At 46.1% G+C, this 12,134-nt stretch carries 11 protein-coding genes; 3 read left to right on the top strand and 8 right to left on the bottom strand.

Annotated elements, in window-relative coordinates; all coding sequences use genetic code 11:
* Window positions 1–209 precede the first annotated feature (209 nt).
* Window positions 210–482 carry an envelope stress response protein PspG gene (gene pspG, locus H0248_RS13910; protein WP_180786367.1) on the bottom strand — a complete coding sequence of 91 codons (273 nt, stop codon included), beginning with the start codon at window positions 480–482 and terminating at the stop codon, window positions 210–212.
* Window positions 483–647: 165 nt separating this feature from the next.
* On the bottom strand, window positions 648–1,670 hold the full coding sequence (gene dusA, locus H0248_RS13905; RefSeq protein WP_039278491.1) for a tRNA dihydrouridine(20/20a) synthase DusA: 1,023 nt from the start codon (window positions 1,668–1,670) through the stop codon (window positions 648–650).
* A gap of 598 nt (window positions 1,671–2,268) precedes the next feature.
* On the opposite strand from dusA, the gene H0248_RS13900 reads away from it, so the two are divergent.
* A complete protein-coding gene (locus H0248_RS13900) occupies window positions 2,269–3,474 on the top strand; it encodes an ISL3 family transposase (protein WP_205558233.1) in 1,206 nt (401 codons plus the stop codon).
* 143 nt (window positions 3,475–3,617) lie between these two features.
* Here H0248_RS13900 and H0248_RS13895 read toward each other — a convergent pair whose 3' ends face one another.
* Together H0248_RS13895 and H0248_RS13890 are read right to left on the bottom strand one after the other, a co-directional pair.
* Window positions 3,618–6,098, bottom strand: a complete 2,481-nt coding sequence (locus tag H0248_RS13895; protein WP_180786366.1) for an SIR2 family protein — start codon at window positions 6,096–6,098, stop codon at window positions 3,618–3,620.
* Window positions 6,099–6,405: 307 nt separating this feature from the next.
* On the bottom strand, window positions 6,406–7,185 hold the full coding sequence (locus tag H0248_RS13890; RefSeq protein WP_180786365.1) for an ATP-grasp domain-containing protein: 780 nt from the start codon (window positions 7,183–7,185) through the stop codon (window positions 6,406–6,408).
* A 317-nt stretch (window positions 7,186–7,502) separates the two neighbouring features.
* Between H0248_RS13890 and H0248_RS13885 the strand changes: the two genes are divergently transcribed.
* Window positions 7,503–7,883 carry a hypothetical protein gene (locus H0248_RS13885; protein ID WP_039283251.1) on the top strand — a complete coding sequence of 127 codons (381 nt, stop codon included), beginning with the start codon at window positions 7,503–7,505 and terminating at the stop codon, window positions 7,881–7,883.
* Window positions 7,884–7,976: 93 nt separating this feature from the next.
* Here the strand turns inward: H0248_RS13885 and H0248_RS13880 are convergent, their stop codons facing one another.
* The 3 genes from H0248_RS13880 to H0248_RS13870 all read right to left on the bottom strand — a co-directional run bounded on the left by H0248_RS13880 (window position 7,977) and on the right by H0248_RS13870 (window position 10,056).
* On the bottom strand, window positions 7,977–8,270 hold the full coding sequence (locus H0248_RS13880; protein ID WP_010279195.1) for a DUF7677 family protein: 294 nt from the start codon (window positions 8,268–8,270) through the stop codon (window positions 7,977–7,979).
* A gap of 260 nt (window positions 8,271–8,530) precedes the next feature.
* A complete protein-coding gene (locus tag H0248_RS13875) occupies window positions 8,531–9,187 on the bottom strand; it encodes a DsbA family protein (protein WP_180786364.1) in 657 nt (218 codons plus the stop codon).
* On the bottom strand, window positions 9,175–10,056 hold the full coding sequence (locus H0248_RS13870) for an MBL fold metallo-hydrolase (protein WP_180786363.1): 882 nt from the start codon (window positions 10,054–10,056) through the stop codon (window positions 9,175–9,177). The genes H0248_RS13875 and H0248_RS13870 overlap by 13 nt, the downstream gene beginning before the upstream one ends.
* 107 nt (window positions 10,057–10,163) lie before the next feature.
* Between H0248_RS13870 and H0248_RS13865 the strand changes: the two genes are divergently transcribed.
* A complete protein-coding gene (locus H0248_RS13865; RefSeq protein ID WP_180786362.1) occupies window positions 10,164–11,084 on the top strand; it encodes a LysR family transcriptional regulator in 921 nt (306 codons plus the stop codon).
* Between the two features lie 28 nt (window positions 11,085–11,112).
* On the opposite strand, the gene H0248_RS13860 is transcribed toward H0248_RS13865, so the two are convergent.
* Window positions 11,113–12,036: a LysR family transcriptional regulator gene (locus tag H0248_RS13860; RefSeq protein ID WP_180786361.1), complete on the bottom strand. Its 924-nt coding sequence runs from the start codon at window positions 12,034–12,036 to the stop codon at window positions 11,113–11,115.
* Window positions 12,037–12,134 lie beyond the last annotated feature (98 nt).

The raw sequence follows: 12,134 nt of genomic DNA, 5'->3' as shown, positions 1-12,134 counted from the left end.
TTTCTGCCACAGTGCTTGCTTACCCGTGTAAACGACATTGGGGTATCAAACAGTAGCGCCATCCTAGCAGCCACATTGGGGAAAAAATATCTGCTGGCGCACACTTTTGTACTAAAACAGGTCATATTAAAATGCGCCGTAGTAAAACAAGTCGGTGTTAAACACGGCGTTGCCCGTCATTTTTGTGCGTAATTCAAATTTTTCTGACATTACCAGTCATTCCCGTTGCGCTGGCGATACGTGTATTTGCGATAGGTATAGCGATGCGAGTTGTAGACAGGTCGACCGCTAAATTTGCGCCACAACCACACCGCTGCGACGGCTAAAATCAGCCACGGCAGCACCTTTATCGCGATGCTAAACAGCCCACCAATCAACATAAAAAGGGACGCCACAAACAGTGCCGCAATCACGCCCAGCAGTGATACTCCCGTCAACATCAGCATGATAAAAAAGCCAATAACGAAGAAAATTTCCAACATGGTGTGCTCCTGTAGCGGTTAAACCGCAGAGAAAAGTTCTGCGTGCCACATAAGCTATAACAAGAATCGTGCCAAGATGTACCGCTGGTAAGTGATTGATTTACCAGCGGTACAAGGAAGAGAAATGAAAGGGTTTTGGTGAAAAATACTAACTATTAGTATTTTTTAAACCAGATTAACCAGCGCTAGCGCACGCTCTACCACCGCAGCGTCAGCACCGGGTTTGTGGGCGTTTTCACTCAAATAGCGTCGCCACTGACGCGCGCCGGGGATGCCCTGAAACATGCCGAGCATGTGACGCGTGATGTGGCCTAATGACGCGCCGCCAGAGAGTTCGCGCTCGATATAGGGATACATGGCTCGTACCACGCCAGCCAGATCCGGCGTGGCAGTGTCGATGCCAAATAGCTCACGGTCAACCTGCGCCAGAATACCGGGATTCTGGTAAGCCTCACGGCCCATCATCACGCCGTCCAGATGCTGTAAATGCGTTTTGGCTTCTTCCAGCGTTTTGACGCCGCCGTTGATAGCGATAGTGAGCGCAGGGAAATCGCGCTTGAGCTGGTAAACGCGCGGATAATCCAGCGGTGGAATCTCCCGATTCTCTTTCGGACTCAGGCCCGATAGCCAGGCTTTGCGCGCGTGGACGATAAAAGTATCGCACTCGCCGCGTTCGGCGACGGTTTGAATAAAATCGCACAGGAATTCATAGCTGTCTTGATCGTCAATGCCGATGCGGGTTTTCACCGTAATCGGGATTGAGGTACTGTCTTTCATCGCCTTGATGCAGTCCGCCACCAGCGCCGCTTCGCCCATCAAGCAGGCACCGAAACGGCCGTTCTGTACACGATCAGATGGGCAGCCAACGTTCAGGTTAACTTCATCATAGCCACGCTGCTCTGCCAGTTTGGCACACTGCGCCAGCGCTTGCGGATCGCTACCGCCGAGTTGTAGCGCCAGCGGGTGTTCTTCTTCGCTGTAGGCCAGATAGTCGCCTTTGCCGTGAAGAATCGCGCCTGTCGTCACCATTTCGGTATACAGCAGCGTCTGGCTGCTCAACTGGCGAAGAAAATAACGGCAATGGCGATCGGTCCAGTCCAACATCGGCGCGATGGAGAAGCGGTTAAGGCGAGAAGCGCGAGAGTCGGTGGATACCGTGTGGTGTGTACCTGATTTTACGTCGGTCATGGTTTGTCAGTTATCGTTTCGTGTGTCTGGCGGTGTTGTCTGAGGTTATCTTTGCTGGTGCCGACTATAGCACAGGGAGCGGGCCGTGACTGATAGCTATCTTACTCTGGGTTAAGGAACAGGTGTTTTTAGTGCACAACAGTCTGAGATCAATAAGTATGAATCACGACGCTGTTAGCGACATATTGTGTTTATTGGATCTGGCAGCGTTCTGTGTTCGAACATGACTAAATTTGTTGTGGGCAATGAGCCAGTCGCAGACCTAATGACATTCGAATCTGCAAAGATAGTCTGATTACAATAACATCATTTCTAATGGATAGATATTGAACAATGGGGAGGAGGGGGGCTTGACTATATAGCTAAGGACTAAATTATCGAGAAGATACTTGGCACAGTGCTTTAACTAGTTCAGGACAAAATAGATAATCTGGCTTATAGTGGAAAATGAGTTCGAAGCGTAATCATGCCCAATTTACGTGCCAAGGCTTAAGTTAGGTTCATCGCGGATTAGCGTGAACTAATAGAAAACGGCAGTCAGAACGTTTAGGTTTGTCTTCGCCAAAAAACACCCTGAACCTTCAAAACTGCCGCTACCATGAATGCTAACCTGACTTCCCTTTTCTGGAAAGGATTCAGTGTCTCCTCCTGCACTGAAATTGCCTCTGATACTCTGCTCATCCGTCTTGAGCATCTCCCTTCACAATCTGCCTGCTGTCGACGATGTAACCAGGATGTCTGCCGAATACACGATACGACCCTGCGGCGTGTCAGAGAACGCGAATTGCTTCACTGGAAGGTCTGGCTGGATATTCCTGTTCGTCGTTTACGCTGTCCGTCCTGTGGCATCACAACCGAAAAAATCGACTGGCTGCCCGAACGTCAGCACTACACCACTGCATTAGCGACATGGGTTGAGTCACTGGTTCGTCTGCTTCCGGTTAAGCACGTAGCCGGACTGACCGGGCTGCACTGGCATACCGTTAAAAATATTGATTACCGGCGTATGCAACGGGAAGTCACGGAGCCAGAACGGCATACACTCCGTCGTCTCATGATGGATGAATTCGCCCTGTTTAAGGGACACCGTTACGCGACTGTCGTGGCGGATGCTGATACGCAGCAGGTGCTGTGGGTGGGGGAAGGCCGCAGCCGGGCAGCCTTCCGCCCCTTCTTCACCTGGCTGGGACCACAAGGGTGTGCAGCCATTGAATCGGTGGCGATGGACATGAATACAGCTTTGGACCTTGAAGTCAGGGAGCACTGTCCACAGGCTCAGATAGTCTATGACCTGTTCCACGTGGTGGCTAAGTTCGGTCGTGAGGTGACTGACCGGGTGAGGGTCGACCAGGCAAACCAGCTCCGTGATAACCCGAAAGCCAGGCGGGTCATCAAACGCAGTCGCTGGCTGTTGTTGCGTAACCCAGAGAATCTGCCGGCTGGGCATGATGTGAAGCTGTCAGAGTTACTGGAAGCTAACCAGCCGCTAAATACGGTGTATGTGATGAAAACGGCGCTGAAAGAGCTGTGGTACGCCTCGGATGAACAGGAGGCAAGGCAACGGTGGAATGAATGGTACAGGCAATCACAGGAAAGCGGGATAAAGGCGCTGAAACAGTTCGCCGACAGGCTGAAAGGGTATGTGAGTGGGATTATAGCCAGCGCGACGCATCATCTGAACACCAGTGTACTGGAGGGGATGAATAATAAAATCAAGGTAATAAAACGTATGGCTTATGGATACCGGGATAACGATTACTTCTTCCTGAAGATAAAAGCAGCGTTCCCCGGTAAAGCGCGATGAACCTTAAGTTAGAAGTAGGCAATAGCAATAAATCAAGCTCTGTATCACTTAAATAGTTCAGGTGAATTACTAAACGATGATTTGGGTGTAATAATAAATTACAATAAAGACGGCTATTTAGAACAAGCCGTCTAAAAATTATTTTACGAACGAAGGTTCTTTATCTTATCTAGGATATCTTCTAAAACAGTTTTACTCTTGTTGATGAAGGTAACCCTCTTAATTAGAGTCAAATCATCAACAAATAAAACAGCAGACTCAACTTGTTGAAGCAATGCTTTGCAAGCGTGTTCAAAACTCACCTTATTACCCTTGTTAAAATATTTATATTTTCCATCAAAAACATCTTTATAAGGTAGTATTTGTCTATGCTTATATCCATCATCAGGCAAACCTATAAGAATGTTGTGTGCATCTTGAAAGCAAGTAAAGCTTTTTGATGGGTCATTTTCTTTCAGACATTTCATTATCAATAATCTTGCTTGTTGTGTATCTATATTTTCAGTGTGGTAACCTGTTCTAGAACGTGCTAAGGAATATGCATCATTTAGATAGGTTTGTGCCGAATCAAGATCCCCTATGGATAGCCTACACATAGCATACTGAACCCAGTAATGAGGAGATTCTTTAAGCCAAGGGCACACCCGTTTTAATTCCATATAATAGCTATCCAAAGCTTTCTGCTTTTGTGGCATCAAAATTTCAAGGATATGAAAACGTAAAAGAGATTTAAATACATTATTTGAATCATGAGATACATTTCTCATGCGGTTGAAATTCTCCACGATAGAAAGTAATTTATGTTTAATATAGCTATCTTGGAAGCAATTGTTAATTATAGCCAAAGACATTAAGCTTGATTTTGTTTCAATGGCATTTCCATTCTCTACAAACCTATAAAGGGATTTGAATGCATCATTGTTTCTTAAATCCATTTTATAAATACTTTGGCTTTCTGATATTTCTGATATCATTGACGATGTTTTATTTACATCAATTACATCACATAAAGCGATTCCGAAAATTGTATCTTTATACTCTTGGTTATTAAATAATTCATCAGTAAGAGCTTTTATTTTATTTTTTATTGATGGACTATTCAGTAGTCCAAGTAAAATTCCAGACATTTGACCATTATAATCATCCTTTATTTTTCTGAGTTTAGCATCCTTAGATAGAGTTGTTAGCTCCTCCCACAACCCCTGATTTTCTAATAAGTTGATGAAGTTGTGTATTTCACTATCGGTTAATTGATCAAGGCTTATTTCAGAAAAATCTAACCCTAGAGAATTAATGAGCTGGGCAGATCGAGCTGCAACTGCACTTCTATCTACAATGATTACTCTCAACTCTGTGGGGTATTTTATGCTAATGTGTTTAAGAAGTCTTTGTGCTCTATTATAACCTTCGATTATAATTATTGGCTGTTCTTTTTTTGATGCGATTATATCTATTTCAGATAATTCATCATCATACTCACTCTTTCCTGAGTAAATATATACTTTATGTCCTCTTTGTGTCAGGGAATAAGTTAACTGTTGAAGGAATATTGTTTTTCCATTTCCTAGTTCACTATGTATTAGTATGTTTTCTCCGCCATCAATTAACCTTATTGAATCTGTTATTAAGTCTCTATGTATTAGAAGGAAATCATGATATTCATTACTAATTGAAGTGTCTATTTGATGCTCGCTAAATTTACCAAATAACAAAAAATCTTTTATCTCAGAATCAGTTACTGATTTATCGGTGTGTTTAATTTCTCTTAAACTGAAGCATTCAAGATAAGGTGCATTACTTTTTTCTCCATCTGGATTTATGGACTTAGTGAGCTCTGAAAACCCAGACAGGCCTATGGGCAAGACGTGTCCAAATTCTGTTAGGAAAAATGTTGATTTAAAGTCCGCATCTTCGCTGACTATAAAATATGTCTTGTCGATTAAATTATCTGTTTGATATAGCAAGCGCTGTACATCCATATCATACATTGAATATCCAACAAATATAATAGCACTGGATGTTTCTAAATCTCGCTTAAACACATAATTCCACTGAGAGTTAACAAAAGACTGAGCGGTTAAATATGAGGAGTTTGTTAGCTTTATTTTCGATTCTAGGTCATCAGGAATAGCTTTGTCTATGACTCCATTTAAGTGAATACATAGATTTTCTTGGGACATGTAATTACTTGGTTTTGCATCGATATCTAGTGCATCAACCCTTTTTCCAGAACTCAGACACGCCAGTTCTATAGAGTTATCATAATTGGTTGTATAAAATCTTCTCCATGGGAGTGAACAGATAAACTCATGGTCTTTAGTTACTTTTTTTAAAATAAATGAATCTTTAAGTAAACTTAATAAATCAGATTTATCTTTATATTTTAAAAAAAATCTAGATGTAAACATTAGATCATCGATATCATCGCCAATCCCCCCAAGTACTCCTATCTTCTTTGATAATTCTTTTGCCAAGGGAGGTTCTTCGTTAAGGATGTTAATGGTTTTTTTGGAAAATCCAGCACCAGTAAAGATAATTGCTTTGCCAGTGCTAATTCTCCTCAACATATCATCTGTGTTTACCGATGGTAGTTTCAAACTGTGGAAGTCTACTTCAATTTTCATAAAACAATCCTTTTTTAAATTAAATTATATATAAATATCATTTTTTATTAGCTAAATTTTAAGAAATGTCATTTTTTATGGAATGCAATAATGATGACATAAATGAGTATCACTTTCTTACAAGTCTGACATCTGGATGTATTGTAGCAATACACCCATCGCTTGTCCGCTTAAGGATACGCTCACGCTCGTGATCTACTCCACATGGATTGACATATTCTGAAGTTTGTAATGTTTCCCCTAGCACAAAACAGCCCGTCAGATGAAGCATAGCCCTGACTCACAAAATCACCAGCTAAAACCTGAGCTAAGCCTTAATAAATATTTGAACAAACTTGTCGATGTTCCATTCTTTGGTATCAGAGACTTGTCCATCGCCAATTTCTATCAGGCGAAGCTCACCAGAAGCGTTTTCAACCATATCAATCGAGAAAAAGGGGGAACTGATATGCTGTGCTATTTCAACAACAAGATCTGGAACAACACCATCAGAAGAATACACGTTATTTCTAAAGGAAAAATAGCGTCTTTCGCTGGTTTTTATAATGTCTTCAACCTTTCTTAGACTAATTCCGCCTTCGATGTCACCACGAAATTTTTTAATAGAGGATATTATTTCTCGGATCTCTTCAGCATTTTTAGCGATAGAACCTCTGGATGTGGTTAGTGACTTAACATAGTCTTTAACGAAATAGGCGGGCCACTTTAGCTGGTTAATAATCTGGTCGAAGTCATCATCTTCTTTTACGAAAATCGTGTCAGGTGTGTATTTCTCACATGATTTATACCATCCCGTAATATGATGGATTGAGAGATAATCTTCTAAGGACACGAGCATGTTACCGCCATTCTGGGTCACGGCATCGCTCAATTTTTTATATTCATCTGATTTGAGCATCCAGCCTCGCCAAATGACAGGTGTGTTCGGTGCAATGTCCTTTGAAAATTTGTATTTTCCATTGGATACATGCTGCGTGGATAATAATAGACACGATAAACCACTTTTTTTCGCCGAATGATATTCTTCCTCGAAAATCTCATCCACTTTTGAACTATCAAAGTAATCACTTGGGTAAATTATATTCATTTAAATTATCTCAAAATGGATAGTATTAATATGACGTAATTTATCACACTTCTTAAGAGTAAACAGCTTATCTCCAGCATAAAAGATATCTCTTTCGTCAGTGCAGGAGTGGGTTAGTTGCTGGTGTTCTACGCTGAAGTTATAAATTAGTTTAATAAAATATCTTCGGTATTTTTTATACACTATCTAAGTGCTGCATATCTCATATTATATTTAGAATACTGTTGGCTATAGGTAATGCCTCAGAATTTTTTTATTATGAATATGACAGTGCGTTAATTCCATTTTCTAAATAAATTAATATAGAGAGGTTAATTATGTTATCAGCCGGAACGTATTCTAGCGCAGATGGTAAACATACATTGGTTATTACCGACCCAGATTTTTTGGGGGCTAAATTTACAGGCTCATTCACAGCGAAAGACACGCCTGTAGGGGAGTTTATTTATCAGGGCGCATTCTTCGCTGGTTCCTGGCTTTATACTGCGGGACAGGCGACGATTAATTTTGGCATTGCATGTACCTATCGTAATGATGGGGGCGGTTATAATTATGTCATTCGTGATTATTGGGTGGGAACCTCAACGGATAACCCCCAGCAGATCACGTTAAGTGGTAGCCGTTCGTACACGACGATTACCGGTGGCCAACAGCGTTTCTCGTTTGAGGACGTTGTTTTCACCCGCCAGCCAGACTGATTACATTCGTTATAATCCATCATTAATTTGGGTTTTCTCTAAGCCTCGACTATTTCGTCGAGGCTTTTTTGATCAAGAAACCCCGTAGGTAAATCAATGCAGCTCAACTTCCCAGTCTTCATAAGGCGGTTCGACGGTGAAGCTGGGGTCGCAGTATTGTCGTAAATAGTCTGTAGCTCGTTTTTCGGCATATTTAGCGTTCAAGACGTTACCGTCTTCATCTAGCTCTAATACATTAGCGTAGATAGCGAAGACCTGCTCAAACGCGCTGGGTTCTTCACCATACAGTGAAAGGTAATCAATGCCTTCTAGCGTATTTTGGGTGCCGCTGGCCATGAAATAGGCAAACGTTCTTAATGCGCTACTAAAGCTGTGGCTTAATTTCATTGTCAATCACTCCCGTTATTGGCTGCTTTGCGCATTGATAGTTTATCGATAGGCATCAGCCCGCCGTATTTATCAGAGTAAACGTACTTTCCGGCAATCACACCGGCAACATGGCTCTCATGTTGCTTCCCTCTCAACGCGCTGATTTATCACGAAGGAGATACTTTAGGGGTTTATGGGGATGAGATACAGCCGATATCGGGAACGAAAAAAGGGAACAAGCCGTTGGCGTGCTCCCTTAATGAAGGCTGATGCGGCGATTATGCCGTCGCGTGGTTGACCCTCTGTGTCAGTACCTTGCGCCATGCGTCTACCTGACCGAGGTAGTTTGCCGCCGGGATTTGCTCGAAATTCCCGTTAGCGTCTTCCAGCGCAAAAGTGGGGAAGCCTTGTCCACGTACTTTCGCCAGTAATTCCCGGCTAGCGCTGATGTGTTTTGACAGCGTTTCTGCCTGGATAAAGGCGAACTCGGTGCTGAAAGCCTCGCCATCCAGACCGATTGCTTCCGCGCACTGACGCAGCACGGCGGCGTCGACGATTTTTAGCCCGGAAACATAGTGCGCACGCTCGATCTCGTGCAGCATCACCATGCCTTTATCATCCATCGCTTCCGCAGCGAGTACAGCAGCCGTCGGCGGCGCAGAATCCAGCACGACGCTGGTGTCGCGGAGCAGCCCTTCGTAATACGCTTCGCCGAAGGTTTGTCCGGTCATTTGTGCAATGCGACGATCGTGGGGGATCACGTAGTCGTGCCACTCTGGGGTGATAGTACGGCTATTACTGCCCGTCATCATACCGCCGCCGTGGAGGATCAGATCCAACCCGTCAATCTCCTGCGCTGCCAGCGCGAGTGGAGCGGCGCCGTAGCACCAGCCGCACAAGGGATCGTAAATATAATGCAGTCTTACTGTGGCCACTTCATTTCACCTTTCAGGACTTTGGCGCTCAGTTCAAGACCCGATTCTTCTTTCAGCGTCGGGTAGTGTTTTTTCATTACTGCGATCAGTTCGGCAGAATCTTTCGCTTTTGCCAGCTCTTTTTCCACCGTATCCAGATATTGCAGCGTAAAGGTCACGTTTTTCAAGGTGTAATCCGTTGGCGCGATAAAGTGACCCGGTACGACAGTGGTTGGCTTCAGCGCTTCAATGGATTTCAGCGTGTCACGCCAGTGAACGCGAGATTCTGGCGTTTGGGTATCGGCAAGCCAGACGTGGATGTTGGCAGACACTGGAATACCGCCGACCACGGCTTTCAGCGAAGGGATCCAGACGTAAGTGCGATCCGGCGTTGGCCCTTTCAGTCCTTTCACTTCCAGCTTTTTGCCATCAACGGTAAAGCTATCGCCTTCCAGTGCTTGAGGAACCACGATCTCCTTCGGCGCGTTTTCTTTCAGAACCGGGCCCCAATGCGCCACTTTGCCGTCTTTGCTGGCGTTGATCGCATCGATGGTCGCCTGAGTCGCAATAATTTTAGCGTCCGGGAAGGCGGCTTTAATGACATCCAGACCGAAATAGTAGTCAGGGTCAGAATGGCTGATATAGACGGTGGTCAGTTTTTTTCCGGTAGCTTTGATGCGATCAACCAGCGTTTGGGCATCGTTACGTTGGAACTGTGCATCGATCAGCGCGACTTCTTTATCGCCGCTGATAATTTCAGAAGAAACGGGGAACATACTGGCTTCACCCGGATTAAACACGTCGATGTTTAACTCGGCGGCGTTAGCCGCAGAAGCCAGACTCATTGATGCCGCGAGTAAAGAGACAGTAAAAACGATAGATTTAGACATGGTGATACTCCACAGGTATGACAGAAAGTGGGTTCATGTTATGTTGCATTAATCGTACGAAAAACCGCAAAACCGGCAATTGTTTGTTGCATAAAACGGACTAATTTATGGATCGTATTACGGCTGCTGAAGTGTTTGTCACGATTATCGATCGCGGCAGCATGATCGCGGCAGCGGACACGCTGGATATGTCGCGGGCGATGGTGACGCGCTATCTGGCGGAGATGGAAACGTGGGCAGGGGCGCGGCTATTGCACCGCACCACGCGCAAGCTGAGCCTGACGGATGCCGGTGAAAAAACGCTGGCGCGCTGTCGGGAGATGCTGGCGCTGACGGCGGATATGCGCGTCGAGGCCGATACCGACGATGCTACGTTAAGCGGTTTGCTGCGCGTCAGCTGTTCGCAGTCGCTGGCGCAGGGGGCGCTTGGTATGGCGATAACGGCTTTCCTGCGGCGACATCCTCGCGTTGCTATCGATCTGCAAATGAATAACCGAACGGTGAATCTGGTCGAGGAGCGTATCGATCTGGCGCTGCGCATCACCAACGAGCTGGATCCCAATCTGATTGCCCGCCCGCTTTCACGCTGTGAGTCGGTGCTGTGTGCATCGCCTTCTTATCTGAATGAGCACGGTATTCCGCGACAGCTGACCGATCTCTCGATTCATAACTGCCTGACCTACACCTATTTCGGTAAAAGTCTGTGGCATTTTTCCCGCGGTGATGAAAAGTTTACGATTCCCGTTAGCGGTAACCTGAGCGGCAACGAGTCGCTGGTGCTGCTGACGGGAGCGCTGGAAGGGGCGGGGATCGCGCTGCAACCGCGCTATTCTGTGGCGCCGTATCTCGCTAGTGGACAATTAGTGGCGCTGTTGCCGGAATACCGTCCGCAGGCGATGGGGATTTATGGCATTTACACCTCGCGCCGCCAGATGCCGGCCGCGCTGCGTACCCTGTTGGATTTTCTGGTGGACTGGTTTGCTCACGATCCTCGCTGGCGGGCGCTGGCACAGCCATCGGCGATGTGACGGCGCTAATCACAAGCGAATCACGTTATTAGCGCTGCAAGACCTGCTCCAGACGTGCAGGCACATCGGCGGCATACTGTTTGAGTTGATCAATCACGGTATCGACCAGCGCCGAAGCAGGGCGGTGCAGTGGACGAATCAGGCTGACCGTAAAGGGCACGTCGATGCTGAAAGGCCGCACGACGACGCCGGAAGCGGCATAATCCAACGCGGTGAGCGGGTTAACGATCGACAGCCCGATGCCTGCCCGCACCATCGCACACACCGATGCCGCGCTATGCGTTTCCAACACCATCCGGCGCGACACGCCCTGTTCCTGAAACAGCTTATCCAGCAACTGGCGATAGCTGTCGGCGCTCGACAGGCTGATAAAGGGCTCATCGGCAAAATCCTGCGGCGTGAGCACCGCTTTTTGCGCCAGCGGATGCCCCGCAGGCAGCACGCACACTTCATTGAGTAACATCAGCGTTTGCCGTTCCGTACCGGCTGGCGTGAGGCTGTTTTCCGTTAAGCCTAGATCGTGGCGCTGGGCAGACAGCCACTCTTCCAGCAGCGGCGACTCTTGCGGAATGATGTGCAGATTAAGCAGCGGGTAACGCGCCAGCAACGGTTTACAGGCGTCGGGCAGCAGCGACTGTGAGAACACGGGCAGACAGGCAATGGAAAGCTGCGCCTGCTGAAAACGGCGAATATCGCTGGCGGCGTTGATGATCCGATCCAACCCATAATACGAGCGCTGCACTTCTTCAAACAGCTGTAACCCCTGCGCGGTGGGGTAAAGCCGGCCGCGCAGTCGCTCGAACAGCGTCATCTGAATCAGCTTCTCAAAGCGTGCCAGCTCGCGGCTGACGGTCGGCTGCGACGTGTTCAGCAGGTCCGCCGCTTCCGTCAGATTCCCAGTGGTCATGACTGCGTGGAAAATTTCGATGTGCCGTAGGGATATTGCCGCCATATCGCCTCCTTTATTTATTTTGATAAACCATCATTGTGATAAACCATATCAAAAATGAATAGAGTCTGCCTGAAACGATATTTGTTTACTCATTGGGT

The organism is Pectobacterium brasiliense (assembly GCF_013449685.1).
Classification (GTDB): domain Bacteria; phylum Pseudomonadota; class Gammaproteobacteria; order Enterobacterales; family Enterobacteriaceae; genus Pectobacterium; species Pectobacterium brasiliense_A.
The sequence above is the reverse complement of the archived record's forward strand: the minus strand, read 5'-3'. Positions and strand labels throughout refer to the sequence as shown.

Excerpts from the sequence above, each read along its gene's own strand:
- H0248_RS13895 (WP_180786366.1), bottom strand. The coding sequence starts at position 6,098 with ATGAAAATTGAAGTAGACTTCCACAGTTTGAAACTACCATCGGTAAAC.
- H0248_RS13870 (WP_180786363.1), bottom strand. The coding sequence starts at position 10,056 with ATGTCTAAATCTATCGTTTTTACTGTCTCTTTACTCGCGGCATCAATG.
- H0248_RS13885 (WP_039283251.1), top strand. The coding sequence starts at position 7,503 with ATGTTATCAGCCGGAACGTATTCTAGCGCAGATGGTAAACATACATTG.
- H0248_RS13880 (WP_010279195.1), bottom strand. The coding sequence starts at position 8,270 with ATGAAATTAAGCCACAGCTTTAGTAGCGCATTAAGAACGTTTGCCTAT.
- H0248_RS13900 (WP_205558233.1), top strand. The coding sequence starts at position 2,269 with ATGAATGCTAACCTGACTTCCCTTTTCTGGAAAGGATTCAGTGTCTCC.
- H0248_RS13890 (WP_180786365.1), bottom strand. The coding sequence starts at position 7,185 with ATGAATATAATTTACCCAAGTGATTACTTTGATAGTTCAAAAGTGGAT.
- H0248_RS13860 (WP_180786361.1), bottom strand. The coding sequence starts at position 12,036 with ATGGCGGCAATATCCCTACGGCACATCGAAATTTTCCACGCAGTCATG.
- H0248_RS13865 (WP_180786362.1), top strand. The coding sequence starts at position 10,164 with ATGGATCGTATTACGGCTGCTGAAGTGTTTGTCACGATTATCGATCGC.
- dusA (WP_039278491.1), bottom strand. The coding sequence starts at position 1,670 with ATGACCGACGTAAAATCAGGTACACACCACACGGTATCCACCGACTCT.
- pspG (WP_180786367.1), bottom strand. The coding sequence starts at position 482 with ATGTTGGAAATTTTCTTCGTTATTGGCTTTTTTATCATGCTGATGTTG.